The sequence below is a fragment of the Streptomyces sp. NPDC002144 genome (assembly GCF_053593695.1).
Map to the genome: position 1 here is coordinate 1 of NZ_JBSFDB010000005.1, position 26,193 is coordinate 26,193.

A 26,193-nucleotide genomic window follows, 5' to 3' on the forward strand; every position below is an offset into this window, starting at 1 on the left:
CGGAAGGTGGTGCCGATCGGGTGGATGGGGGGCAGGTAGACGACGTCGAAGCCCATCGCGGCGATCGCGGGCAGCCGGCGGGCGGCGGTGCGGAAGGTGCCGTGGGGCTGGGTGGCGGTGCCCTCGGAGCGGGGGAAGAACTCGTACCAGGCGCCGTACAGGGCCCGTTCCCGCTCCACCAGCAGCGGCAGCGTCTCCGAGGCCGTCACCAGCTCCCGCAGCGGATGCCGGGCCAGCACCGCGTCCACCTCCGGCGTCAACGCCGCCGCCAGACGGGCGGCGGGCGGGCGGCTCTCGTCGCGCAGGTCGGCGACGGCGGCCAGTACTATGTCACGTTCCACTGGCGGCAGACCGTCCGCCGCCCGCTCGTACAGCCGCGCCCCCTCCTCCAGCACCAGATCCGTGTCCATCCCCGCCGGGATCTTGATCTGGGCGTGATGGCGCCAGGTGGTGATCGGGTCGCCCCAGGCCTCCACGGTGTACGTCCAGCGCCCGGGGGCGCCCGCGGTGACGGTCGCGCCCCAGCGGTCGGTGCCCGGCGCCAGCTCGCGCATCGGCGTCCAGGGGCCCGGGCGGCCCTCGGGATCGGTCAGGACGACGTTCGCGGCGACCGCGTCGTGCCCCTCACGGAAGACGGTGGCCGAGATCTCGAACGACTCGCCGGTGACGGCCTTGGCGGGCCTGCGGCCGTGCTGGACGACCGGGCTGACGTCGAGGACCGGTATGCGCCCGATGCCGGCGGTGTCGCCCGCGGAGGGTGGCTCCGGGGCCGGCGGTCCGGAATCGGCCGGGCGCACGGGAGGCGCTTCGGTGCTGGGTGTCGGGGGTGCTGACGAGTGGTGCGTGGCGGGCATGACCGCTCCTGTCCGCGTCATACAGGTGGTGGGCGGATGGGTGTGGGGAGGTGGGTCCTGCGTGGGGTGGTGCTGGGTGTTTCTCCGGAGTACCCGAGAGACGGGCCGGTCTACCGGAGGAGCCTTCCCACCCTATTCGGGTGGGCAATCCGGCACTTTGTTAACTACTCACGCGTATGTCTACGCACAAGACCGGCCCCGTTCGTGAACGAACGGGGCCGGAAACCGGACTCTTCGGTGACGAGTCCGGGACTGCGCCCCTAGGAGGGCGGTACTTGCAGCAGTTCGTCCGGTGACCCGAGGCCCCGCCCGGACACCTTCCCGGGTACCGCCAGCTTCACCAGCGCCCTGGCGACCTGGGCCGGGGTGGCCTTCGGATGGGCGGCCAGGTAGAGGGCGGCCGCACCCGTGGCGTGCGGAGTCGCCATCGACGTACCGGAGAAGGTGGCTTTCCCGGTGTCGCTCGTGTACCAGGCCGAGGTGATCGACACACCGGGGGCGAACAGGTCGACGGCCGAGCCGAAGTTGGAGAAGGCCGCCCGTGCGTCCTTCTGGTCCGTCGCGCCGACCGTGACGGCCTCGTTGACGTCGGCCGGGGAGTACAGGGCGGCCGCCAGGCCGTCGTTGCCCGCGGCGACGACGTAGGTGACACCGGAGGCGATGGAGTTGCGTACGGCCGCGTCCAGCTGGGCGTTGTGGGTGCCGCCCAGGCTGAGATTGGCCACGGCGGGCTTGCGCGCGTGCCTGGTCACCCAGTCGATACCCGCGATGACCTGCGAGGTCGTACCGGAGCCGTCGTCGCCGAGGACGCGGACGGAGACCACCTCGGCCCGTTTGGCCACCCCGTAGGTGCGGCCCGCGATGGTGCCGGCGACATGGGTGCCGTGCCCGTTGCCGTCGGCGGCGGCCTTGTCGTTGTCGACGAAGTCCCAGCCGTAGCTCGCCCGCCCGCCGAAGTCCTTGTGCGTGATCCGGACGCCGGTGTCGATCACATAGGCCGTCACCCCGGCGCCCGCGGACCGGGGCCAGGCGTACGCCTTGTCCAGGGGCAGGGCCGGCCGGTCGATCCGGTCCAGGCCCCAGGACGGCGGGTTCCTCTGCGTGTCGTCGAGGGCGACGCGGGTGTCCTGGACGACCGAGGCGACCTGCGGGTCCGCCGCGAGGAGCCGGGCCTGTCTCTCGTCGGCCCGGACCGCGTAGCCATTGAGAACCGTGCCGTAGGTCTGGCTTATTCTCGCCCCATATTTCTCGGCGATGCCCTTTCCCGTCGCCGACGGGGCCTTCGTACCCCCCTTGAGCGTCACCAGATAGCTTCCGCTGACGGAGCCGGGCTCACCGGCGCCGAGTATCCGCCCCTGAGCTGCGGCGTGCGCGGGCAGGGTGCCGGACGAGAGCGCGGCGACGCAGGCCACCGCGGTCAGGCCCCCCAGCCGGCGCAGACGCAGTGTTCGCGTCCGTGCCATGTCCGAGTTCCCCCTCCTTCGGCTGCACCTGGCAGCCTCCCGTGCAGCCTCTCGTGCGGTGAGAAACGCCACAAGGGTGCCCACGGGGCGGAATCGGCCATGTCGGCCATGGCGGACGGGCGAAGGTTGCGGTGATTTCCGGACTGTGTACGACTGTGCGACAGGCTTGGGTGTCCCGTGGTTGTGGAACCCCTCTCCCGGATACCGTCGATGTTGACGACGGGGCGCACACTGCCGTGCGTCCTCCTGTTGTGCACGTATGCCGAGGTGGAATGTGAAGGCGATCCGGCGATTCACTGTCCGTCCCGTTCTCCCCGAACCCCTCCGGCCGCTCGGTGATCTGGCGCGCAATCTGCGCTGGTCCTGGCATGCCGAGACCCGTGACCTCTTCCAGTCCGTCGATCCCGAACGCTGGGCCGCCTCGGAGGGCGATCCCGTCCGGCTCCTGGGCGGCGTCTCCCCGACGCGCCTCGCGGAGCTGGCCGAGGACCGCCGCTTCCTGCGCCGGCTGGGCGCGGTGCAGGACGATCTCAACGACTACATGACCGGTGAGCGCTGGTATCAGACGCAGTCCGGTGAACTGCCCGCCGCCGTCGCCTACTTCTCGCCCGAGTTCGGCATCACGGCAGCCCTGCCGCAGTACTCCGGCGGCCTCGGCATCCTGGCCGGCGACCATCTCAAGGCGGCCAGCGACCTGGGTGTCCCGTTGATCGGTGTGGGCCTGCTCTACCGGCACGGCTACTTCCGCCAGTCGCTGTCCCGGGACGGCTGGCAGCAGGAGCACTACCCGGTCCTCGACCCCAACGAGCTGCCGGTCGCCCAGCTGAGCGAGGACGACGGCACCCCCGCCCAGGTCGCCCTCGCGCTGCCCGGCGGCAAGCGGCTGCACGCCCGCGTCTGGCTGGCCCAGGTGGGCCGGGTCCCGCTGCTGATGCTGGACTCCGACGTCGAGGAGAACGACCCCGGCGAGCGCGGGGTGACCGACCGGCTCTACGGCGGCGGCAGCGAGCACCGCCTGCTGCAGGAGATGCTGCTCGGCATAGGAGGGGTCCGGGCGGTACGGGCGTACTGCCGGCTGACCGGCCACCCGGAGCCGGAGGTCTTCCACACCAACGAGGGGCACGCGGGCTTCCTCGGCCTCGAGCGCATCGCCGAGCTGTGCGCCCGGGGGCTGGACTTCGACTCCGCGCTGGAGGCCGTCCGGGCCGGTACCGTCTTCACCACCCACACCCCGGTCCCGGCCGGCATCGACCGCTTCGACCGCGAACTCGTCGCCCACCACTTCGGCTCCGACGCGGAGCTGCCGAGCATCGACGTCGATCGGATCCTCCAGCTCGGCATGGAGACCTACCCCGGGGGCGAGCCCAACCTGTTCAACATGGCCGTGATGGGCCTGCGCCTCGGCCAGCGCGCCAACGGCGTCTCGCTGCTGCACGGGCAGGTCAGCCGGGAGATGTTCTCCGGACTCTGGCCGGGATTCGACCCCGAGGAGGTGCCGATCACCTCGGTCACCAACGGGGTCCACGCGCCCACCTGGGTGGCCCCCGAGGTCTTCCGGCTCGGCGCCCGGCAGATCGGCGCCCAGCGCACCGAGGACGCGCTGACGGTCGGCGGCTCGGACCGCTGGGACGCCGTCGCGGAGATCCCGGACCAGGACATCTGGGAGCTGCGCCGCAACCTGCGCGAGCAGCTGGTGGACGAGGTACGGTCCCGGCTGCGCGCCTCCTGGCGGCAACGCGGCGCCGGGACGGCCGAGCTGGGCTGGATCGACGGCGTCCTCGACCCGGACGTGCTGACCATCGGCTTCGCGCGCAGGGTCCCGTCGTACAAGCGGCTGACGCTGATGCTCCGCGACCGCGACCGGCTGATGGACCTGCTGCTCCACCCCGAGCGGCCCGTCCAGATCGTCGTCGCGGGCAAGGCGCATCCGGCGGACGACGGCGGCAAGCGCCTGGTCCAGGAGCTGGTCCGGTTCGCCGACGACCCGCGGGTGCGCCACCGCATCGTCTTCCTGCCCGACTACGGCATGGCGATGGCGCAGAAGCTCTACCCCGGCTGCGACATCTGGCTCAACAACCCGCTCCGGCCCCTGGAGGCCTGCGGCACCTCGGGCATGAAGGCGGCGCTCAACGGCTGCCTCAACCTCTCGGTCCTGGACGGCTGGTGGGACGAGTGGTTCCAGCCGGACTTCGGCTGGGCGATCCCGACGGCGGACGGTGTGGGCACGGACCCCGACCGCCGGGACGACATAGAGGCCGCGGCGCTCTACGACCTTCTGGAGCAGCGGGTGGCGCCCCGCTTCTACGAGCGCGGCCAGCACGGGCTGCCCGACCGCTGGATCGAGATGGTCCGCCAGACGCTGACGCTCCTCGGCCCCAAGGTGCTGGCCGGCCGGATGGTCCGTGAGTACGTCGAGCGGCTCTACACGCCCGCCGCGCACGCCCACCGGGCCATGGACCCCGACTCGGCGCGCGAACTCGCCGCCTGGAAGGGGCGGGTGCGGGGCGCATGGCACGGGGTGACCTTCGACCACGTCGAGACCTCCGCCGCCACGACCACCGCGGAACTCGGCAGCACGCTCGGGCTGCGGGTGCGCGTCGGGCTCGGCGAACTCGGCCCCGAGGACGTCGAGGTGCAGGTGGTCTCGGGCCGGGTGGACTCCCAGGACGGCATCGCCGACGCGACCACCGTCCCCCTCAAGCCGGCGGGCGGCCCCGACCCCGAGGGCCGCTGGATCTACGAGGGCCCCCTGTCGCTGGACCGCACGGGCCCCTACGGCTACACCGTCCGCATCCTGCCGACCCACCGACTCCTCGCCTCCAGCACGGAGCTGGGCCTGGTGACGGTGCCGTCGGAGGAGACCGCGGAGGGAGCGGGGGTGCTGTTCCGCTGAGGGGCTAGAACTCCGACACGGGGGCGCAGAGCCGGCGCAGCACCCGGCCGCAGCGCCGGGCGTAGGCGTTCTGCAGCCCCCGGGTCGCCGGGCCGCCGGCCCTCGCGTACCACTTGGCGGGGCGGCTGAAGGCGGTCACGGTCAGCCATACCGTGCCGTCGCCGGTGCGCTCCACCAGGAAGGACTCCTCGCCGCACTCCGGGTGGCCGGCCAGCGTTCCGTAGGCCCAGCCGACGCGGCGGGGTTCCTCGACCGTGTAGACGATCCGGCAGGGCGCCTTGATCATGCCGGCGAGGGTGACGGTGACGTCGACGTCCGGTGCGGCCCGCTCCGCCGCCGTGTCGATGCCGACGCCGAGCTCACGGTGCATCTCCCAGGTCAGCACCGCGTCGGCGGCTCGGCGGAAGACCTTCTCGCCCTCGCCGATCCGGGACCGCACATGCAGGGAGTGGAAGCCCGGCGGGCAGAAGCCGGCCCGACGAGTCGCGCCGACGTCTTGGTACGTGAAGGACATGGGACACAAGGGTAGGGCGGTACCCGGGACCGCCTTCGTCCCGGGTACCGCCCGCCAACCCCCCTCGGGTCAGCTCACGTTGACGGCGGACCAGGCGGCCGCCACCGTGTTGTACTCGGTGCTGCCGGAGCCGTACAGGGCGGCCGCGGCGCTCAGCGTGCCGGTGCGGGCCGACTTGTAGTTGGTCGTCGACGTGAAGTACGTCGTCAGCGCCTTGTACCAGATCTGCAGCGCCTTGGCGCGGCCGATGCCGGTGACCGTGGAGCCGTTGTACGTCGGCGAGTTGTAGCTCACCCCGTTGATCGTCTTCGAGCCGCTGCCCTCGGACAGCAGGTAGAAGAAGTGGTTGGCGACACCCGACGAGTAGTGCACGTCGAGGTTCTTGACGGACGAGGACCAGTTGTCGGCGCTGCCGCCGTCCTTGCTGGGCTTGTCCATGTAGCGCAGCGGGCTGCCGTCGCCGTTGATGTCGATCTTCTCGCCGATCAGGTAGTCACCCGGGTCGGAGGCGTTGGCGGCGTAGAACTCCACGCCGGTGCCGAAGATGTCGGAGGTCGCCTCGTTCAGACCGCCCGACTCACCCGAGTAGTTGAGGCCGGCGGTGTTCGCGGTGACACCGTGGCTCATCTCGTGGCCGGCCACGTCCAGCGAGGTCAGCGGGTGGGTGTTGCCGTCACCGTCGCCGTAGGTCATGCAGAAGCAGTCGTCGTCCCAGAAGGCGTTGACGTACGAGCTGCCGTAGTGGACGCGGGAGTAGGCGCCGACACCGTCGTTCTTGATGCCGCTGCGGCCGAAGGTGCTCTTGTAGAAGTCCCACGTCTCCTGCGCACCGTAGGCGGCGTCGGCCGCCGCGGTCACGTCGGTGGTGGAGCTGGAGGCGGTGCCGGTGCCCCACGTGTTGGTGGTGTTGGTGAACAGGGTGCCGGTGCCGGAGCTGGTGGTGTGCTTCAGGTTGTACGTCTTGTGGCCGCCGCGCGAGGCGTCGGTCAGCGAGTACGTCGAACCCGACAGCGTGGTGGTCAGGCTGACCGTGCCCGAGTACAGCGTCTTGCCGGTGCCGGTCGCGTTCTCGATGCCCTGGTACTCGAAGAGCTTCTTGCCGGTCGCGGCGTCGGTGATGACGTGCAGCTGGTTCGGGGTGCCGTCGTCCTGCAGGCCGCCGACGACGGTCTCGTAGGCGAGGACGGGCGTGCCGGAGCCGGCCCAGATCACCTTGCGGGCGCCGTCCGCGGCGGTCTTGGCGGAGCCGAGGCTCTTGGCGGCGGACACCGCCTGCTTCTCGGCCTTGGCGGCGGTGATCTGCGGCTTGAGCGAGGCGACCTTGATGGCCGCCTTGGTCGCTCTGGTGACACCCTCGGCCTTGCCGGCCTTCGAGGTGTGCACCACGAGGTCGCCGCCGAGGACCGGCAGGCCCGCGTAGGTGCGCTCGTAGCGGGTGTGAGTGGTGCCGTCGGCGTCCCTGACGACGTCCTTGACGACCAGCTTCTCCTTGGCGCCGAGGCCTATCCGCTGGGCCGTCTCGGCGACGTCGGCCTGGGCCTTCTGGATGAGCGAGGTGCGTGCGGCGGCCGACAGCAGGGTCGGTGCGGCGGCCGGGTGGGCGATGGCCGTGTCCGCCTGGGTCTGGGCGGAGGCCGCACCGGTGGTCAGACCGGTGGTGAGGAGGGCTCCGGCGGCGACGGCGGTCGCGATGGCCAGAGTCGTGCGCTTGTGACGCGCGTAGAGGGGGGTCACACAAGCTCCTTGTGGTGGGGGAGTCCTCACCCGGCGTGGGGCAGCCGGAGGAGGGGGTGCAGTGAAGTTGTGCGGCGGTTGTGAGGAAGCGTGGCACCAGGGGCGCGTACATGTCATGACCCCGACGTGATGTTGGCCGAAAACCGTCTCCCAGGTGAACGTTTCAGGAATGTAAACGGGCGCCGCCCCGGGGAGTCGCAACCCCCGGGACGGCGCCCTCGTTCCTGTGCCGTCACCCGCGGTCTACGGGAACGTCAGCTTCCAGCTGTTGATCTTCCCGACGTCCTGTGCCGCCTGATCCTGAACCCGCAACTTCCAGGTCCCGTTGGCCGTTTCGGACGAGGCGTTGACCGTGTAGGTCGCCTGGACGTTGTCCGCCGAGTCGGAGGAGCTGAAGTTCTTCAGGCGGTACGCGGTGCCCGACGGACCCAGCAGATCGATCACCAGGTCGCCCCGCCAGGTGTGGGTGATGTCGACGCTCACCTGAAGGTTGCTTGGCGCGTTTCCGCTCCTGCCGGAGACGGTGATCGAGGAGGTGACGGCGGGCCCGTTGTCCGGGATCGACACGGGTGTCGTGTTCTCGTACGACGTCCCGCCTCCGCCGCCCCCGCCGGAGCGCGAGCCGACCGCGATGGCCGCCCAGGCGTCCTGCACCGCCTTGTACTCGGTGCTCGTGGTGCCGTACAGCTCACCGGCCGCCGCGAGGGTGCCGGTGCGGGCGGAGGCGTAGTTGGTGGTGGACGTGAACTTGGTGGTCAGCGCCCGGTACCAGATCTGCAGCGCCTTGTCCCGGCCGATGCCGGTGACCGGAAGCCCGTCCGCGGTGGGCGAGTTGTAGCTGACGCCGTTGATGACCTTGGCGCCGCTGCCCTCGCTCAGCAGGTAGAAGAAGTGGTTGGCCGGACCGGACGAGTAGTGCACGTCCAGGTTGCCGAGCCCCGAGTACCAGCTGTCCTTGGACGAGCCGTCCTTGCTGGGCTTGTCCATGTAGCGCAGCGGGGTGCCGTCGCCGTTGATGTCGATCTTCTCGCCGATGAGGTAGTCGCCGACGTCGGTCGAGTTGTTGGCGTAGAACTCCACGCCGGTGCCGAAGATGTCGGAGGTGGCCTCGTTCAACCCGCCCGACTCACCGCTGTAGTTGAGGCCGGCGGTGTTCGCGGTGACGCCGTGGCTCATCTCGTGGCCGGCCACGTCGATGGCGGTCAGCGGGTCCGCGTTGCCGGAGCCGTCGCCGTAGGTCATGCAGAAGCAGCCGTCGTCCCAGAACGCGTTCACGTACGAGTTGCCGTAGTGGACGCGGGAGTAGGCGCCGACGCCGTTGTTCTTGATGCCGCTGCGGCCGAAGGTGTTCTTGTAGAAGTCCCAGGTCTCCGCGGCCCCGTAGTGCGCGTCGGCGCCCGCCGTCGCGGCGTTCGACGTGGTCCCGTTGCCCCAGGTGTTGGAGGTCTGCGAGAACAGCGTGCCGGTGCCGGACGTACCGTGGTTCAGGTTGTACGTCTTGTGGCCGCCGCGGTCGCCGTCGGTCAGCGTGTAGTTCGAGCCCGACTGGGTCGTCGTCAGCGAGACCGTGCCGCTGTACTGGGTGTTGCCGACACCGGTCGCGGTCTCGATGCCCTGGTACTCGAAGAGCTTCTTGCCCGTGGTCGCGTCCGTGATGACGTGCAGCCGGTTCGGCGTGCCGTCGTCCTGGAAGCCGCCGATGACGGTCTCGTACGCCAGGACGGGCCTGCCGCTCGCCGCCCAGACGACCTCGCGGGCGCCGTCGGCGCTCGCCTTGGTGCCGCCGAGGGCCTTCGCCCGGCTGACGGCCTGCTTCTCGGCGGCCGCCTTCGTGATGTCCGGAGTCAGGTCCGCGACCTTGATCGCCGCGTTCGTCGCCTTGATGACGTCCTTGGTGGCGCCCGACTTGGCGGTGTCGACGACCAGGTCGCCGCCGAGGACCGGCCGCCCGGCGTAGGTGCGCTCGTAGCGGGTGTGCACGGTGCCGTCCGCGTCCTTGACGACGTCCCGGGCTATCAGCTTCTCCTTGGCGCCCAGGCCGATGTCCCGGGCGGTCTGCGCGCGGGCGGTGTCGGCGTCGCGCAGCAGCTCGGCACGCTGCGAGGGGGACAGGTGAACGGCCGCGTGGGCGGGGTTGCCCTTCACTGCGGCCGACGGAGCCTTCTGGGCGGGGGCGGCGGACGCTGCGCCCGACTGGACGGCCGCGGCGAGCAGGGCGGTGACCCCGGCGAGGGCCACGGCGGCGGCCCGGCGGTGCGCGGTGTGGGAGGTGCGTCTGCGAGAGGAACTGCTTCTCAACACTGACTCCTTCTGCATGGCCACGGGGTGCGCGGCCAGGGGAGATCCGGACGGTGGGTCGACCGTCCGGGCAGAACTGGGGGTGGAGCTGTGGGGTTGCTGTGTTGAAGCTGTGGGAAGGGTGGCAGCAGTCTGCGGTTTCTGTCAGGACCGCGTCAGGAAGTTGGCCGGAAATGGTTCGTTGTCCGGAGGTTCATGTTCGGTATGCGGACCATTGGCCGGTCGTCCGTGCTGTAGCTGCCGCCTGCGCCCCTGGTGCGGGGTCACCCGTGCCAGGTCCGCCACAACGCCGCGTACGCCCCCGCCGCGGTCACCAGCTCCTCGTGCGTGCCGAGTTCGGTGAGGAGGCCGTCCGCCATGACCGCCACGCGGTCCGCGTCATGGGCGGTGTGCAGACGGTGGGCGATGGCGATGACGGTACGGCCCTCCAGCACGGCCGCCAGGGCGCGCTCGGTGTGCCGGGCGGTCGCCGGGTCGAGCAGCGCGGTCGCCTCGTCGAGGATCAGCGTGTGCGGGTCGGCCAGCACCACCCGGGCGAGGGCGAGTTGCTGCGCCTGGGAGCCGTCCGTACGGCGGCCCCCCTCGCCGAGCCTCGTGTCGAGGCCGTCCGGCAGCTCCCGCACCCACTCGTCGGCGCCCACCGCCGTGAGCGCCGCCCACAACTCCTCGTCCGACGCGGCCGGTTCGGCGATACGGAGGTTGTCGCGGACGGTGCCGAGGAAGACGTGGTGCTCCTGGGTGACCAGGACGACCTGCCGGCGCAGCTGCTCGGGGCCGAGCTCGACGACGGGCACCCCGCCCACGGTCACCGTGCCCTCGGTCGGCGCGTCGACGCCCGCGAGGAGTCGGCTGAGGGTCGTCTTCCCCGCGCCGGACGGACCGACGACGGCCAGCCGTTCACCGGGCCGCACCGTCAGGTCGACCCCGCGCAGCACCTCGCCGCCGCGGTCGTAGGCGTACCGCACCCCCCTCACGTCGATCCGGTCGCCGGCCGGCACGGCGGCGTCCGACGTCTCCGTCCGCGGGGCCCGGGCCAGCCCCTCCACGCGGGCGAACGAGGCGCCGCTGTTCTGCAGTTGCTCGACCCGCATCAGGATCTCGTCGAGGGGGCCGCTGAGCCGCTGCAGATACAGCGCCGCCGTGACGACCGCGCCCAGGCTGAGGGTGCCGCGGTCGTGCAGCAGGCCGCCGACGAGGAGGACGGAGGCGACCGGGACGAGGTAGGAGATCTCGACCGACGGGAAGAACACGGTGCGCAGGAACAGGGTGTGGAGGCGGGTGCGGCGGGAGGTCTCCAGGGCGTCGCGGCTCGCCGAGACACGGCGCTTCTCCAGGCGCAGCGCCTCGACCGTACGGGCGCCGGCGGCCGTGGCCGCGAGGATCTCGGCGACGTCGGAGGTGGCGGCCCCCTCGGCGAGGTAGCCGGCCCGCGCCCTGGCCAGATACCAGCGCAGGGCGCACCAGATGCCGACCAGCCCGAGCAGTCCGCAGGCGCCGAGCAGGGGGTTCAGCGCGAACACCGCGCCGAGCAGGAACAGCGCCTGAACGCCGTTGACGAGCAGGTCCGGGCCGACGTCGCGCAGGGTGGTGCCGACCAGGGCGACGTCCGCCGTGCCGCGGGCCGTGAGATCGCCGGTGCCGGCGCGTTCCACCACGGCCGCGGGGAGGGCGAGGGCGCGGTCGACGAACTGTTCGCGGACGCGGGCGAGGGTGCGTTCGCCGAAGCGGTGGCCTGTGTAGCGCGCCCAGCGGGCCAGCATCAGCTGGGCGAGGGAGCAGAGCAGGATGGCCAGGGCGAGGTGGTCGACGGCCCCTACACCCTTGCCTGCGCGGACGTCGTCGACGATGCGGCCGACCAGGTAGGGGCCGGCGAGGCCCGCTGCGGCGGCGAGGGCGTTGAGAGTGAGGGTGGCGGTGAATGCCTTTGCGTCCGCGCGGAGGAGGCGGATCATTGCTCGGCGGACGTCTTGGGGGGCGGCTACGGGGAGTTTGGACGGGGAGAGCGGCCCCTGAGGGAGTTGTCCGGCTGTCACCTCAATGCCTCCTCGGCGTCTTCGTCCCGGGCCACCAGCGCCCGGTAGCCCGACGCTCCTTCGAGCAGCTCACGATGGGTGCCCACGGCCTCGGCCTTGCCGTCCACCAGGAAGTACACGACATCCGCCCGGTCAAGGACCAACGGGGACGTGGTCGTGACCAGGGTCGTTCGGCCCTGCCTCGCCTCCCGCAGCCGCTGGGCCACCCGGGCCTCCGTGTGGGCGTCCAGGGCCGATGTCGGTTCGACGGCGAGGAGGATCTCGGGGGCGGCGAGCAGGGCGCGGGCGAGGCGGACGCGCTGGCGTTGGCCGCCGGAGAGGTTGCGGGCCTGGGCGTCGATCGGGGAGTCGAGGCCGTCGGGGAGGCCCTGGACGATGTCCTCCGCGACCGCTGCGCGCACGGCCCGTTCGATGTCCTGCTCCCGGCGTTCCTCGCGTCCGGCGATCAGGGACCGCAGCGGTTCCGCGAACAGGTCGGCCTCGTGGTCGGCGACCAGAATGTGCTCCCTGACCTGCTTCAGGGCGATCTCGTCGAGCGGGACGCCGCCCCAGGTGGCCGTGGAGGGCGTGTAGCGGCCGAGGCGGTCGACCACCGCGGCCGCGTCGGCCGGGCGGGCGCAGGCCAGGGCGGTGAGGCGGCCCGGGGCCACCCGTACACCGGACTGCGGGTCGTGCAGTGCCGACGGCTCGGCGGGCGCGTCGCGGGTGCCGGTGTCCGTCAGCGGCTCCAGGCGCAGGAACCGTACGACCCGGCGGGCCGACACCAGGCCCCGGCTGAGCTGGTAGCCGCACTCGACCCAGAAGGCCACCGGGCCGACCAGGACCGCGACATAGCCGTAGACGGAGACCAACTCGCCGATGGTGATGGAACCCTGGGCGGCGAGGCGGGCGGCGAGCCAGGTGACGACCGCTAGGAAGAGGGTGGGCAGGCCGACGCCCAGCGCCTGGACCCAGCTGGTGACCGCGCCGACCCGGTAGCCCTGGCGGCGCAGGCGCTGTGAGTCGCGCTGGAAGGCGTCCGCGAACAGGCCCTTGCCGCCGAGGCCGTTGAGGACGCGCAGTCCGCCCGCGAGGTCGGCGATACGGGCCGTGAGGACGCCCTGCCGCTCCCGGTACTCCGTCTCGGCGCCCTGCAGCCGGGCGAGCAGCGGTCCGACGAGGACGACGATGACGGGGAGCCCGAGCAGGACGACGGCCGCGATGAGAGGCGAGACGGCGAGCAGGAGGCCGGCCACCACCAGATACGCCACGACGGCGCCGACCCCGGGACCGACCACCGTGAGTGACTGGCTGATCGTCTGGACGTCGCCCACCCCGATGGTGACGACCTCGCCCGCCCCCACCCGGCGGTGCAGCGCGGCCCCCAGGCGGACCGCCTGTCCCACGATCACCTTCACGGTGCGGAAGTTGGCGTCCATCCGCACCCGGGTCATCGTGCGGTGCCGCATGATGCTCACCCAGCCGTTGAACGCCCCGACCGCGAACAGGGCGGCCGTCCAGCCGGCGAGGGCCGGGTAGTCGCCGGGTTCGAGGCCCTGGTCGATCGCGCGGGACAGGAGATACGGCGTGGCGGCCAGCAACACCATCCAGACGCTGCCGAGCACCGCACCGGCGAGCGAGCGGCCGGGCTGGCAGCGCACCAGCCAGAGCAGATAGCGGGCACCGCCGCGACAGTCGGGCTCGCCGGGCTCCTCGTACGCGTCGATCATGCTTCCCCGATCCCGGATCCGCGGATTCCTCTTGCACCGGCGGACCTGGAGGTTACCGACGGTGAGGACGGGCTGCCCATCGAATTGATCCCCGGGGCGGGGAGCCCGGTTGTCACGCCAGGCTGTCGCGCCATGCCCGGTGCAGATCGGCGAAACGGCCCGTGCCGGCGATGAGGTCGGCCGGGGTGCCGTCCTCGACGATGCGGCCGTGCTCCATGACCAGGACCCGGTCCGCGATCTCCACCGTCGACAGCCGGTGCGCGATCACCACGGCCGTACGGCCGCGCAGCACGGTCAGCATGGCGCGCTGCACGGCCCGTTCGCCCGGGATGTCGAGGGAGCTGGTCGCCTCGTCGAGGATGAGCACGGCCGGGTCGGCGAGCAGGGCGCGGGCGAAGGCCACCAGTTGGCGCTGCCCCGCGGAGATGCGTCCGCCGCGCTTGCGTACGTCGGTGTCGTAGCCGTCGGGCAGGGAGCTGATGAACTCGTGCGCGCCGATCGCCTTCGCGGCCCGCTCGATCTCCTCCCGGGTCGCGTCCGGCCGTCCGATGGCGATGTTCTCGGCGACCGTGCCGGAGAACAGGAACGCCTCCTGCGTCACCATCACCACCCCGCGCCGCAGTTCGGGCACGGCCAGGTCGCGCAGGTCGACGCCGTCCAGGAGCACCCGGCCGTCGGAGGGGTCGTAGAAGCGGGCCAGCAGCTTGGCCAGCGTCGACTTGCCCGCGCCCGTCGAGCCGACGACGGCGACCGTCTGCCCGGCGGGGAGGGTCAGGTCGAAGCGGGGCAGGACCTCGCCGCCGGTGCGGTAGCCGAAGCGGACACCGTCGAAGACGACCTCGCGGCCCGGGTGTTCGCTCTTGAGGGGCGGCAGTTCCCGGGGCTCGGAGGGGGCGGGGACGGACGGGGTCTGGGCGAGCAGCCCGGCGATCTTCTCCAGGGAGGCGGCCGCTGACTGGTAGGAGTTCAGGAACATGCCGAGCCGGTCGATCGGGTCGTACAGGCGGCGCAGATAGAGCACCGCCGCGGCCAGCACGCCCAGTTCGAGCGAGCCGCCCGCGACCCGGTAGGCGCCCCACAGCACGATCACCGCGACCGCCGTGTTGGCGACCAGGCGCGAGCCGACGACATAGCGGGCCATCTCCAGCAGCGCGTCGCCGTTGACGCGTTCGTGCCGCCGGTTGAGCACCCGGAACTCGGCGTCGTTGGCGTCCTCGCGGCGGAACGCGCGCACCGGGCGGATGCCGTTCATCGTCTCCACGAACTTCACGATGACGGCCGCGATGGCGGTGGAGCGCACCCGGTACACCCGTACCGCGCGGCGCCGGTAGACCCGTACCAGCAGATACAGCGGCACGAAGGACGCCACCGCGACCGCGCCGAGGCCGAGGTCCAGCCAGAGCAGCATCGCCGAGATGTAGACGAACGACAGGACGACCGTCACCAGCTCCTGCAGGCCCTCGTTCAGCAGCTCCCGCAGGGACTCGACGTCCGTGGTGGAGCGGGAGATCAGGCGGCCGCTCGTATAGCGCTCGTGGAAGTCGATGCTGAGCGCCTGGGCGTGGCGGAAGATCCGGCCGCGCAGGTCGAGCAGCACGTCCTGGTTGACGCGGGTGGAGGCGATGACGAACGCGTACTGCAGCCCGCCGGAGACCAGCGCGCACAGCAGGTACCCGGCGCCGACCGCGATCAGCGGACCGTGGTCGTCGCGCCGGAACGCCGGTACGGCGCTGTCGATCGCGTACGCCACCAGCAGCGGGCCCGCCTGCACCGCCGCCTGCTGGAGCAGCAGCAGGAAACTGGTGAAGGCGACACGGGCCTTCATCGGCGCGAGCAGGGAGCGCAGCAGCGCGCGGGTGGCGCCCGGGGGCGTGGGCAGGACGTCCCGGTCGAAGGGGTCGCGGGCGTCCTTGGGCCGGGGCAGGTCCGGTTCGTCGTCGGCCGTCGGGACGGATGTCGTCGGGGCCGTCATCGCTCGTCCTCCGCTTCCTCGGTACCGGACATCAGATGGGCGTACTCGGCGTTGGTGCGCAGCAGTTCGTGATGGGTGCCGACGGCGGTGATCCGGCCGCCGGAGAGCAGGGCGACCCGGTCGGCGAGCAGGACGGTGGAGGGGCGGTGGGCCACGATCAGGGCGGTGGTGTCGGCGAGGACGTCCCGCAGGGCGGCCTCGACGGCGGCCTCCGTGTGCACGTCCAGCGCGGACAGCGGATCGTCCAGGACCAGGAACCGGGGTCTGCCGACGACCGCCCGCGCGAGCGCCAGCCGCTGCCGCTGGCCGCCGGAGAGGCTGAGGCCCTGCTCGCCGACCTGGGTGTCGGTGCCCTGGGGGAGGGCGTGCGCGAAGTCGGCCTGTGCCACCGCGAGGGCGCGGTTCAGCTCGGCGGCGCCCGCGCTGCCGCCCGCGCCCATGAGGACGTTCTCCCCGACGCTCGCCGAGAAGAGCGTGGGCTCCTCGAAGGCCATGGCGACCTGGGCGCGCAGCTCCTCGCGGGACATGGCGGCGATGTCCGCGCCGTCCAGGGTGATACGGCCCGACGTCACCTCGTGCAGGCGGGGGACGAGCGCGGTGAGGGTGGTCTTTCCGCTTCCGGTGGCGCCGACGAGGGCCATGGACTCGCCGGGCCGGATGTGCAGGTCGACGCGGTCGAGGACGGGCGGGGAGTCGGGCGGCGCGTCGGGGTAGCGGAAGCGGACGTCGTGGAAGCGCAGTCCGCGTTCCCCGGAGCGCTGTGCGCCGGCGCCGACGGCAGGGTCCTCCGGGGCCTCGTCCATCACCTCGAAGTACCGCTCGGTCGCCGTCGCCGCCTCCTGGCTCATCGCCAGCAGGAAGCCGATCGACTCCACCGGCCAGCGCAGCGCCAGCGCCGTCGACAGGAACGCGACCAGCGTCCCCGCGGTCAGCGAGCCGTCGGCGACCTGCACCGAACCCACCACCAGCGCCGCGCCGATGGCGACCTCGGGCAGGGTGACGATGACCGCCCAGATCGTCGCCAGCAGCCCCGCCTTGCGCAGCTCCGTCCCCCGCAGGGTCCGCGCCAGCTCCCGGAACGCCCGCGCCTGGCTGCGGTGCCGGCCGAACCCCTTGATGATCCGGATGCCGAGCACGCTCTCCTCGACGACCGTGGTCAGATCGCCCACCTGGTCCTGCGCGAGGCGCGCCACATGGGCGTACCGCTTCTCGAAGATCACGCACATGACCATCACGGGCACGGCCGGACCGAGGATCACCAGTCCGAGCGTCCAGTCCTGGAGCACCATGATGACCACGCCGATCAGGATGGTCACAAAGTTGACCAGCAGGAACGTCAGCGGGAAGGCCAGGAACATGCGCAGCAGCATCAGGTCCGTGGTGCCCCGCGACAGCAGCTGGCCCGAGGCCCAGCGGTCGTGGAAGGCGACGGGGAGCCGCTGCAGATGCCGGTACAGATCCGCCCGCATGCCCGCCTCGACGCTCGACAGCGGGCGCGCCACCAGCCAGCGCCGCAGCCCGAACAGCACCGCCTCCCCGACGCCGAGCAGCAGCAGGTACAGCGCGCCCAGCCACACACCGGCCGGGTCCCGGTCGGCGACCGGACCGTCCACCATCCACTTCAGGACCAGCGGGATGACCAGACCCACGCAGGAGGCGAGGACCGCCACGGCGGCGGCGGCCAGCAGCCGCGCCCGTACGGGCCGCACATAGGGCCACAGACGCAGCAGGGTGCGTACGGCCGATCGGTCCTTGGTGGTTGCACGTGTCGTGGGCATCAATGTGAGCGTACGGACCGGCACTGACATCGCCCACCGAGTTTTGGCCGGACCGGGGTCGGCCGCTGGTCCTACGACCTGCGCGTTCGAGGGGTCGTACACCGGCATCAACCGATCGGCTGATGCGCCTTCGAGCGCGACGGCCGATGTGGCGGCGGGCCGCCCACCGCGAACCTGATGCCATGTCCGTCATCGAAGTCAGCGAACTGCGCAAGTCCTACGGCGGCCGGCCCGCCGTCGACGGCGTCTCCTTCGCCGTCGAGGAGGGCGAGATCTTCGGGATCCTCGGCCCGAACGGCGCCGGCAAGACCACCACCGTCGAGTGCGTCGAGGGACTGCGCGTCCCCGACGGCGGCCGCGTCCGCGTCACCGGCCTCGACCCCGTCGCCGACCACGCGCGCGTGGCCCGAGTGCTCGGCGCCCAGCTGCAGCAGAGCGAGCTGCAGCCCAAGCTCACCGTCCGCGAGGCGCTGGAGCTGTACGCCTCCTTCTATCCGCACCCGCTCGACTGGGCGCCGCTCGCCGAGCGCCTGGGCCTCACCGCGAAGCTCGGCACCCGGTTCGCCAAGCTGTCCGGCGGTCAGAAGCAACGCCTGTTCATCGCCCTGGCGTTGATCGGCAACCCACGCGTCGTCGTCCTCGACGAGCTCACCACCGGCCTGGACCCGCGGGCCCGCCGGGACACCTGGCAGCTCATCGAGGACGTCCGGGCGAGCGGGGTGACGGTCCTGCTGGTCACCCACTTCATGGAGGAGGCGCAGCGGCTGTGCGACCGGATCGCCGTCATCGACAGGGGGCGGGTGGCCGCCCTGGACACCCCGGCCGGTCTGATCCGCCGCTCGGCGGGCGCCACCGTCATCAGCTTCACCCCGTCCGCCCCACTGGACGACGGTGACCTCCAGGCCCTCCCCGCGCTCGCGTCCGTCGAGCACAAGGACGGCCGGATCACGCTGGCCGGCACCGACGAGACCGTCAACGCCGTCATCACCCTCCTCGCCCGCCACCGCGTCACCGCCCACCAGCTCCGCGTCGTGGACGCCACGCTCGACGACGCCTTCCTCGACCTGACGAAGGCCGACAGGGCCGACACGGCCGACACGGCCGACACGAAGGAGACAGCGTCATGAGCACCGCCGTACTGCGCACCGAGGTCCGGCTCTTCCGCCGCGAACCCGGGGCCGTCTTCTGGATCCTGCTCTTCCCGACCCTGCTGCTGGTGATCCTCGGCTCCATCCCCGGCTTCCGGGAGCACCAGAGCGACCTCGGCGGACTGCGCACCATCGACGTCTACGTCCCGGTGGCCGTCCTGCTCGGTCTGATCGTCGGCGGCCTGCAGTCCATGCCGCAGACCCTCACCGGCTACCGGGAGCGCGGCATCCTGCGCCGGATGGCCACCACACCGGTCCGCCCGTCGGCCCTGCTGTCCGCACAGATGGTGGTGTACGGCGGCGCCGCCCTCGCGTCGGCGCTGCTCGCCCTCGCGGTCGGCCGGCTCGGCTTCGACGTACGACTGCCCGAGCAGCCCCTCGGATACGGCCTCGCGCTCGTCCTCGCCGTACTGGCCGCCCTCGCCCTCGGATCGGTGGTGTCCGCGCTGTCCCGTACGACGAAGATCGCCGGCGCGATCGGATCGGCCGTGTTCTTCCCCGCGATGTTCTGCGCCGGAGTCTGGCTGCCGGTGCAGTCCATGCCGCATCTGATGGGCAGGATCGTCGGGTACACCCCCTTCGGGGCGGCGGCGCAGGCACTGAACCAGGCGGCCGCCGGGCACTGGCCGGGGTGGGGTCACCTGGGTGTGCTGGCGGTGTGGATCCTGCTGCTGACCGGCGCCGCCGGCCGCTGGTTCCGCTGGGAGTAGGGACGGGCCCGTGCAGACTGGGGAGATGACCGCGAGGGACAGCCAGATCGAGCGGCGCTGGGATCAGCTGCACACGTGGGGGCCCTACGCCCTGCTCGCCACCGGTCTCGGCCCCGCGATCGCCATGGCTGATCCGCGGGCCCACCCGGTCAGGTGGTACACCGGCTGGGCCCTGGTCGGCTGCGCGGTCGTACTCCAGCTGCTGTGGCACGGACACCGGCTGCGCCGTCCCGACCGGGCCCGCGTTCCGTCCCGGCTCGGCACGGCGTACTACGTCGTCCGGTGGGCCCTCGCCTTCGCCCTCACCTGGCTCAACCCGTTCTTCGCCTTCTACGCCGCCAGCGGCTACATGGACGCCGACGAGACCATCCCGGGCAGCAGATGGCAGCGGCTCGGTCTGTTCGCGAGCGCGATCACGGTGGCCGCGGCACAGACCGGCGGGATGCCGTTCACCAGCGGGCTCCAGTGGCTGGTGTTCGCCGCGCTCCTGTTCTTCAACTCCGGCCTGCAGATGGTGGTCGCCCACCTCACCACACAGGAGACCCAGCGCTCCCACGAGCGCAAGGAGACGATCGCGGAACTCGAGCGCACCAACGCCGCCTTGCAGCAGGCCCTCGACGAGAACGCCGCCCTGCACGCCCAACTCCTCGTCCAGGCACGGGAAGCGGGGGTCGCCGACGAACGCCGGCGTCTCGCGGCGGAGATCCACGACACCATCGCCCAGGGCCTGACCGGCATCATCGCCCAGCTCCAGGTCGTCGCGAACACCCCGGAACGGGAGCCGGCCCGCCGACACCTGGACCGCGCCATGGAACTGGCCCGGCACAGCCTCGGCGAGGCCCGCCGCTCCGTGCACAACCTCGCCCCGGTCGCCCTGGAGAACGACGGCCTCCCCGAAGCGCTCAAGAAGACCGTCGCCGAATGGGGCGAACGGACCGGGGTGCGCGCCGAGTTCACCGTCACCGGCACCGCCGAACAGCTCCACGAGGAGGTCTCCGCCACCCTCCTGCGGATCGTCCAGGAGGCCCTGTCCAACGCCGCCCGGCACGCCCGCGCCACCCGGGTCGGTGTCACCCTCTCCTTCCTCGGCGCGGAGGTCATCCTCGACATCCGCGACGACGGCACCGGCTTCGAACCGCGCACCGTCCCCGCCCGCAGCAGCACCGGCGGCTTCGGCCTCGACGGCATGCGCGCCCGCGCCGAACGCATCGCCGGCACCCTCACCGTGGAGTCCGAGCCGGGGCACGGCACGGCGCTGTCGGCTCGCGTACCGTTGGTCCGCCATGACCAGTGACCCCGTGACCCTGCTGATCGTCGACGACCACCCGGTCGTGCGCGACGGCCTGCGCGGCATGTTCGAGTCCGCGCCCGGCTTCACCGTCCTCGGCGAGGCCTCGGGCGGCGTCGAGGCCGTGGACCGCGCGGCCGAACTCGACCCGGACGTCGTCCTGATGGACCTGCGCATGCCGGGCGGCGGGGGAGTGGACGCCATCCGCGAGCTGACCCGCCGTGGCGCCCGCGCCAAGGTCCTGGTCCTGACGACGTACGACACCGACTCCGACACCCTGCCCGCGATCGAGGCCGGCGCCACCGGCTACCTCCTCAAGGACGCCCCGCGCGACGAGCTGTTCAGCGCCGTCCGGGCGGCGGCGGACGGCCGTACCGTCCTGTCCCCGGCCGTCGCCTCCCGCCTGGTCTCGGCCGTGCGCGCCCCCGGCAACGAACCCCTCTCCGCGCGCGAGCGCGAGGTCCTCGCCCTGGTCGCCAGGGGCACCTCCAACCGCGAGATCGCCCGTGAACTGTTCATCAGCGAGGCGACCGTGAAGACCCATCTCACCCACCTGTACGCCAAGTTGGGCGTCGGCGACCGCGCGGCGGCGGTGGCCACCGCGTACCAGAGGGGCATCCTCGGCTAGTCCGGGTAGGGCAGCAGGGTGCTTGCGATCCCCTCCCAGGCGTCCTTCAGTTCCGCGAGCAACTCCGGCTCGTCCGGCGCCAGATCGGCCTGCTCGCGCAGGTCGGTGCCGAGGTCGTAGAGGTGGTCGTCGCCGTCGGAGTCCTGGTAGTACTTCCACCCCCCGCGCCGCAGGGCCCGGTTGTCCCGCACCCGCCAGAACAGGTCGCGTTCCGGGAGCCGTTCGCCGCGCAGCAGATAGCCGGCGAGGCTCGTGCCGTCGAGCGGATACGCCGGGTCGGGGCGGGCGCCGGCCACCTCCAGGAAGGTCGCCGTCCAGTCGGGGGAGAAGTTCGGCTCGTGGCTGACCTGGTTGCCGTCGATCCGGTGCGGCCAGCGCACGATGGTCGGGACCCGGATACCGCCCTCCTGCAGCACGAACTTCTCGCCGCTGAGCGGCCACAGGTACGACCAGCGCTCACCGCCGTTGTCGCTGGCGAAGTACACCAGCGTGTGCTCCTCCTGCCCGGAGCGGCGCAGCGCGGCGAGCACCTCGCCGACGGCCGCGTCCAGGCTCTCCACCATCTCCGTGTACTTGGCGACGGAACCGCCGTCCCAGTGGTTGAGGGCGTCGCTGATCTCCCGCTGCGTCTTCGCCGCCCGGATCTTCGCGGCGATCTCGGCACCGGTCTCCGCGTCCCCCTCGGCCAGCCACGGCCAGTGCGGGGTGGTGAAGTTGAGGTTGAGCAGCCAGGGCCGGTCGTGCTCGCGGCGCACGTACTCCACGGCGCGCTCGGTCAGGACGGTCGTGTAGTACCGCAGGTCCTTGTACTCGGCGTCGCCCTCGTAGAGGTCGTGGTCACCGAGCTGCCCGAGCTTGGAGAAGTACTCCAGGACGCCCCCGTGATTGCCGAAGAACTCGTCCCATCCGGACTTGGTGGGGCTGTAGTCGGGCAGCCAGCCGCAGTGCCACTTGCCGATGAGCGCGGTGGCGTAACCGGCCTTCCGCAGCAGCGAGGCGAGGGTCGGGTGACTCGGGTCGAGCCCCTGCGAGCGGTTGTTGACCGGCTCCGCGAGCCCGCCCTTGGTACGTCCCGGATACCGTCCGGTGTAGAGGCTGAACCGGGTCGGCGAGCAGGTCGCGGAGCCCGAGTACGCGTCGGTGAACCGTAAGCCCTGCCGGGCCAGCCGATCCAGGTGCGGGGTCTTGATGTGCGGGGCGCCGTAGGAGGACAGGTCGGCCCAGCCGAGGTCGTCACCGAGGATGACCAGGAGGTTGGGGCGCCGTCCGGACGTGGTGGTCCGGGCTCTGAAGGGCTGTTCGGCGGGGGCGGATCGGGCCGCTTCGGCGGTGGCGGCCGCACCGGCGACGGCGGTGACGGCACCACCGCCGACCAGGCCGGCGAAGGAACGGCGGGAGATCTCAGACATGTGCCTCAGTCGATCAGCGCTCGATGAGCCGTGGCCAGGGGTACGGCCGGGATTTCACCGGTCCGCAACGTTGCCTCAGCCCACCACCCGCAACAACAGCACCGCCCGCGCCGGCACCGTCACCGCCGTCCCCGCCCGGTGCTCCACCCCCGGCTCCTCCGCCTGTGTCTCCCTCGACGTGTCGACGACCACCTCGTACCGCTCCGCCCACGGCGGACCCGGCAGCAGGAAGGCGACGGGACGGTCACCGGCGTGCAGGACGGCGAGGAAGCTGTCGTCGAGGATGGGATCGCCGTGCTCGTCGCGGCCCGGGATGTCCCGGCCGGAGAGGTACATGCCCAGCGTGCCGGCGGGCGCGTACCAGTCGCGTTCCGTCATCTCCGTGCCGCGGGAGGTGAACCAGGCGAGGTCGCGCAGTCCGTCCGCCGAGTGGGCGCGGCCCGAGAAGAAGGCGCGGCGGCGCAGCACCGGATGCCGGTGGCGCAGGGCGATCAGCCGGGACGTGAGGTCGAACAGCGCCCGCCAGCCGGGCTGCTCCAGCAACTCCCAGTCCAGCCAGCTGATTTCGTTGTCCTGGCAGTACGCGTTGTTGTTGCCCCGCTGGGTACGGCCGAGTTCGTCGCCGGCGACCAGCATCGGCACGCCCGTCGACAGCAGCAGGGTGGTCAGCAGATTGCGCAGCTGGCGGCGCCGGAGCCCCCGGACGCGCTCGTCGTCCGTCTCGCCCTCGGCCCCGCAGTTCCACGCCCGGTTGTCGTCGGTGCCGTCCCGATTGTTCTCACCGTTGGCCTCGTTGTGCTTGCGTTCGTACGACACCAGGTCGCGCAGGGTGAAACCGTCGTGCGCGGTGACGAAGTTGACCGAGGCGTAGGGGCGGCGGCCGCCCCAGGCGTAGAGGTCGCTGGAGCCGGACAGGCGGTACCCCAGGTCCCGTACGTCCGGCAGCGCGCCCCGCCAGAAGTCCCGCACCGCATTGCGGTACCGGTCGTTCCACTCCGTCCACAGCGGCGGAAAGGCGCCGACCTGGTAGCCGCCCGAGCCCACGTCCCACGGCTCGGCGATCAGCTTCACCCGCCTGAGCACCGGGTCCTGCGCGATCACCGCGAGGAACGGCGACAGCATGTCGACGTCGTGCATGGAGCGGGCCAGCGCGGCCGCCAGGTCGAAGCGGAAGCCGTCGACGCCCATCTCGGTGACCCAGTAGCGCAGGGAGTCGGTGATCAGGCGCAGGACGTGCGGCTGGACCACGTGCAGGGTGTTGCCGCAGCCCGTGTAGTCGGCGTAGCGCCGCGCGTCCGACTGGAGCCGGTAGTAGCCGCGGTTGTCGATGCCCTTCAGGGAGAGCGTCGGGCCCAGCTCGCCCGCCTCCGCCGTGTGGTTGTAGACGACGTCCAGGATCACCTCGATGCCGGCCGCGTGCAGCGCGCGCACCATCCGCTTGAACTCGCCGACCTGCCCGCCCGTCGTGCCGGAGGCGGCGTACGCGGCGTGCGGGGCGAAGTAGCCGATGGAGTTGTAGCCCCAGTAGTTCTTCAGCCCCCCGCGCAGCAGATGGTCCTCGTGGGCGAACTGGTGGACGGGGAGCAGCTCGACCGCCGTGACGCCCAGCTTCACCAGGTGCTCGATGGCCGCCGGGTGCGCGAGACCGGCGTACGTGCCGCGCAGCTCCTCCGGGATGCCGGGGTGCAGCTTGGTGAAGCCCCTCACGTGCAGTTCGTAGATGACGGAGTCCGCCCAGGGGGTCTTGGGGCGGCGGTCGTCCGACCAGTCGTCGTCGTCGTGGACGACGACGCCCTTGGGGACATACGGCGCCGAGTCCCGGTCGTCGCGGACGGTGTCGGCGACATGCTGCTGCGGCCAGTCACGCACATGCCCGTACACCTCGGGCGGCAGCCCGAAGTCGCCGTCCACCGCGCGCGCGTACGGGTCGAGCAGCAGCTTCGCCGGGTTCCAGCGGCCGCCCGTCCACGGGTCCCAGCGGCCGTGCACCCGGTAGCCGTACCGCTGCCCCGGCATGACCCCCGGCACGAAGCCGTGCCAGATCTCGTGCGTGAGCTCGGTCAGCCGGGCCCGGGTCTCCTTGCCGCCCTCGTCGAACAGGCACAGGTCCACCGCCTCCGCCCCGCCCGCCCACAGCGCGAAGTTGGTCCCCGCCACCCCGTCCGGACCGACCCGGAACCTGGCCCCCAGCGGCGTCGGCGCACCCGGCCGCACCGGCACCGCGGGCACCCTGCGCGGTGCCCCGTTCACCGCGGCGGCCGGAGCGGCGCGCTCCTCCGTCACCGCCTCCTGCTCGGCTGCGCTGGACACCAGACCGCCTCCCACGGCTCCCGGAACGACCTGGCAGGAGCGTACGGCGTCCCGGCCGCGGCTCCCCTTCGCGTCGCCCTCCCCACAGTTCTGCCCAGACCTTGCCTCGCACTCACGTTTCCCCAGGGCGTGCCTGATCGTTGGGGAGTCCGTGAGGCATGCACACAGGCGCGCGCGGCGCGCGGGGGCCGTCCTGGCCGCCGTACTGACATGGGCAGGACTGCTGGCCGGCTGCACTTCGCACGGCGGCGGTATCGACGAGGTGCTTGGCAAACCCCCGGCCCCCGAGGACGTCATCCGCGTCACCCCCGACGACGGCAGCAAGGACGTACGCCCGGACCGGCGGCTGGTGGTCCGGGTGCCCAGCGGGCGCTTGGAGTCGGTGAAGGTCGTCAGGTCCCAGGACGCGCAGGACACCGACGTCCCCGGCCGCGTCTCCGACGACGGACTGCGCTGGGAGCCGACCGACCCGCGTCTGGCGCTGGCCGCCAAGTACACCGTCGACGCGGTCGCGCTGGACGGCCACGGACGCAGATCGGCGCGGCACACGACCTTCACCACCTACGTCCCCGACGAGCGGTTCGTCGGATATGTCACCCCCGAGAACCGCGCGGTCGTCGGCACCGGGATGATCGTCTCCCTGGGGTTCAACCGGGAGATCGACAACCGTGAGGCCGTCGAGCGGGCGATCCGGGTCACCGCCCGCCCGGCCGTCGAGATCCGCCCGCACTGGTTCGGCAAGGACCGCCTCGACTTCCGCCCTGAGCACTACTGGAAGCCCGGCACCCGGGTCACCGTCGATCTGCGGCTGCGGGACGTCGAGGGGGCGCGGGGCGTCTACGGCATCCAGTACAAGACGTTCTCCTTCACCGTCGGCCGCAGCCAGGTCTCCCTGGTCGACGCGGCCCGGCACACCATGGAGGTACGGCGGGACGGCGCGCTGCTGGCGAGCGTGCCCGTCACGGCCGGCTCGCCCAAGCACACCACCTACAACGGGAAGATGGTGGTGATGGAGATGCTCGAGGTCACCCGCATGAACAGCCGCACGGTCGGCTTCGGCGGCGAGTACGACATCCCCGACGTCCCGCACGCCATGCGCCTGACCGACTCCGGCACCTTCGTGCACGGCAACTACTGGGCGCCGGACGCCCCCGGGCACGTCAACGTCAGCCACGGCTGCGTGGGGCTCCGGGACGTCAAGGGCGGCGGCTCCGACACCCCCGCCGGCTGGTTCTTCGACCGCAGTCTCGTCGGGGACGTCGTCGAGGTCGTCCACAGCAATGACAAAAAGGTCGCTCCCGACAACGGACTCGGCGGGTGGAACATGGGGTGGAAGGAGTGGAAAGCGGGCAGTTGATGTTGCGACAGAACGGTGACCTTCGGCTGACACGAATCTCAAAACCCTGCGGTTAATATGCGCCAATGCGCTCGCCTGGCGCGCAGGGGTGGGGC

17 protein-coding genes are annotated in these 26,193 nt (G+C 71.7%); 6 read left to right on the top strand and 11 right to left on the bottom strand.

Annotation, left to right across the window (positions count from 1 at the left end):
• Together ACWCQ1_RS09065 and ACWCQ1_RS09070 are read right to left on the bottom strand one after the other, a co-directional pair.
• On the bottom strand, window positions 1–854 hold an 854-nt coding region (locus ACWCQ1_RS09065; protein WP_451026155.1), incomplete at its 3' end, for a maltotransferase domain-containing protein.
• A 260-nt stretch (window positions 855–1,114) separates the two neighbouring features.
• Window positions 1,115–2,317, bottom strand: coding sequence for a S8 family peptidase (locus ACWCQ1_RS09070; protein ID WP_358595349.1), 1,203 nt, complete (start codon window positions 2,315–2,317; stop codon window positions 1,115–1,117).
• Window positions 2,318–2,591: 274 nt separating this feature from the next.
• Here ACWCQ1_RS09070 and ACWCQ1_RS09075 point away from each other — a divergent pair, with 274 nt between their 5' ends.
• Complete coding sequence (locus ACWCQ1_RS09075; protein ID WP_451026156.1) at window positions 2,592–5,210, top strand: glycosyltransferase family 1 protein; 2,619 nt, start codon at window positions 2,592–2,594, stop codon at window positions 5,208–5,210.
• A gap of 4 nt (window positions 5,211–5,214) precedes the next feature.
• On the opposite strand, the gene ACWCQ1_RS09080 is transcribed toward ACWCQ1_RS09075, so the two are convergent.
• The 7 genes from ACWCQ1_RS09080 to ACWCQ1_RS09110 all read right to left on the bottom strand — a co-directional run bounded on the left by ACWCQ1_RS09080 (window position 5,215) and on the right by ACWCQ1_RS09110 (window position 17,248).
• Window positions 5,215–5,724 (bottom strand): DUF1990 family protein, encoded by a 510-nt coding sequence (locus tag ACWCQ1_RS09080; protein ID WP_358595352.1) that lies wholly within the window; start codon window positions 5,722–5,724, stop codon window positions 5,215–5,217.
• A 69-nt stretch (window positions 5,725–5,793) separates the two neighbouring features.
• Window positions 5,794–7,458: a M4 family metallopeptidase gene (locus ACWCQ1_RS09085; protein ID WP_358595355.1), complete on the bottom strand. Its 1,665-nt coding sequence runs from the start codon at window positions 7,456–7,458 to the stop codon at window positions 5,794–5,796.
• Window positions 7,459–7,701: 243 nt separating this feature from the next.
• A complete protein-coding gene (locus tag ACWCQ1_RS09090) occupies window positions 7,702–9,756 on the bottom strand; it encodes a M4 family metallopeptidase (protein WP_358595358.1) in 2,055 nt (684 codons plus the stop codon).
• Window positions 9,757–10,019: 263 nt separating this feature from the next.
• Window positions 10,020–11,708, bottom strand: coding sequence for an ABC transporter ATP-binding protein (locus ACWCQ1_RS09095; RefSeq protein WP_451026157.1), 1,689 nt, complete (start codon window positions 11,706–11,708; stop codon window positions 10,020–10,022).
• A gap of 77 nt (window positions 11,709–11,785) precedes the next feature.
• Window positions 11,786–13,498, bottom strand: coding sequence for an ABC transporter ATP-binding protein (locus ACWCQ1_RS09100; protein WP_451026158.1), 1,713 nt, complete (start codon window positions 13,496–13,498; stop codon window positions 11,786–11,788).
• Window positions 13,499–13,610: 112 nt separating this feature from the next.
• Window positions 13,611–15,470 carry an ABC transporter ATP-binding protein gene (locus ACWCQ1_RS09105; protein ID WP_451026159.1) on the bottom strand — a complete coding sequence of 620 codons (1,860 nt, stop codon included), beginning with the start codon at window positions 15,468–15,470 and terminating at the stop codon, window positions 13,611–13,613.
• Entirely contained in the window at window positions 15,467–17,248 is a 1,782-nt protein-coding gene (locus tag ACWCQ1_RS09110) for an ABC transporter ATP-binding protein (RefSeq protein WP_133046644.1), read from the bottom strand. Before ACWCQ1_RS09110 ends, ACWCQ1_RS09105 begins: the two co-directional genes overlap by 4 nt.
• Before the next feature lie 182 nt (window positions 17,249–17,430).
• On the opposite strand from ACWCQ1_RS09110, the gene ACWCQ1_RS09115 reads away from it, so the two are divergent.
• From ACWCQ1_RS09115 to ACWCQ1_RS09130, 4 genes are read left to right on the top strand one after another with little or no spacing between them, the layout of a single operon-like run.
• Window positions 17,431–18,375, top strand: a complete 945-nt coding sequence (locus ACWCQ1_RS09115; protein ID WP_451026160.1) for an ATP-binding cassette domain-containing protein — start codon at window positions 17,431–17,433, stop codon at window positions 18,373–18,375.
• Window positions 18,372–19,106, top strand: a complete 735-nt coding sequence (locus ACWCQ1_RS09120; RefSeq protein WP_133046645.1) for an ABC transporter permease — start codon at window positions 18,372–18,374, stop codon at window positions 19,104–19,106. Before ACWCQ1_RS09115 ends, ACWCQ1_RS09120 begins: the two co-directional genes overlap by 4 nt.
• A 25-nt stretch (window positions 19,107–19,131) precedes the next feature.
• Window positions 19,132–20,400, top strand: coding sequence for a sensor histidine kinase (locus ACWCQ1_RS09125; protein WP_133046646.1), 1,269 nt, complete (start codon window positions 19,132–19,134; stop codon window positions 20,398–20,400).
• The gene (locus tag ACWCQ1_RS09130) at window positions 20,390–21,022 is read left to right on the top strand and encodes a response regulator (protein WP_451026161.1); all 633 of its coding nucleotides are present in this window, start codon (window positions 20,390–20,392) and stop codon (window positions 21,020–21,022) included. The genes ACWCQ1_RS09125 and ACWCQ1_RS09130 overlap by 11 nt, the downstream gene beginning before the upstream one ends.
• Here the strand turns inward: ACWCQ1_RS09130 and ACWCQ1_RS09135 are convergent.
• Both ACWCQ1_RS09135 and glgX read right to left on the bottom strand, forming a co-directional pair.
• A complete protein-coding gene (locus ACWCQ1_RS09135) occupies window positions 21,019–22,431 on the bottom strand; it encodes a sulfatase family protein (protein WP_451026162.1) in 1,413 nt (470 codons plus the stop codon). The genes ACWCQ1_RS09130 and ACWCQ1_RS09135 overlap by 4 nt on opposite strands.
• A gap of 75 nt (window positions 22,432–22,506) precedes the next feature.
• A complete protein-coding gene (gene glgX, locus ACWCQ1_RS09140) occupies window positions 22,507–24,741 on the bottom strand; it encodes a glycogen debranching protein GlgX (protein ID WP_451026163.1) in 2,235 nt (744 codons plus the stop codon).
• A 151-nt stretch (window positions 24,742–24,892) separates the two neighbouring features.
• Between glgX and ACWCQ1_RS09145 the strand changes: the two genes are divergently transcribed.
• Entirely contained in the window at window positions 24,893–26,098 is a 1,206-nt protein-coding gene (locus tag ACWCQ1_RS09145) for a L,D-transpeptidase (protein ID WP_358595385.1), read from the top strand.
• The last annotated feature ends 95 nt before the right edge of the window (window positions 26,099–26,193 follow it).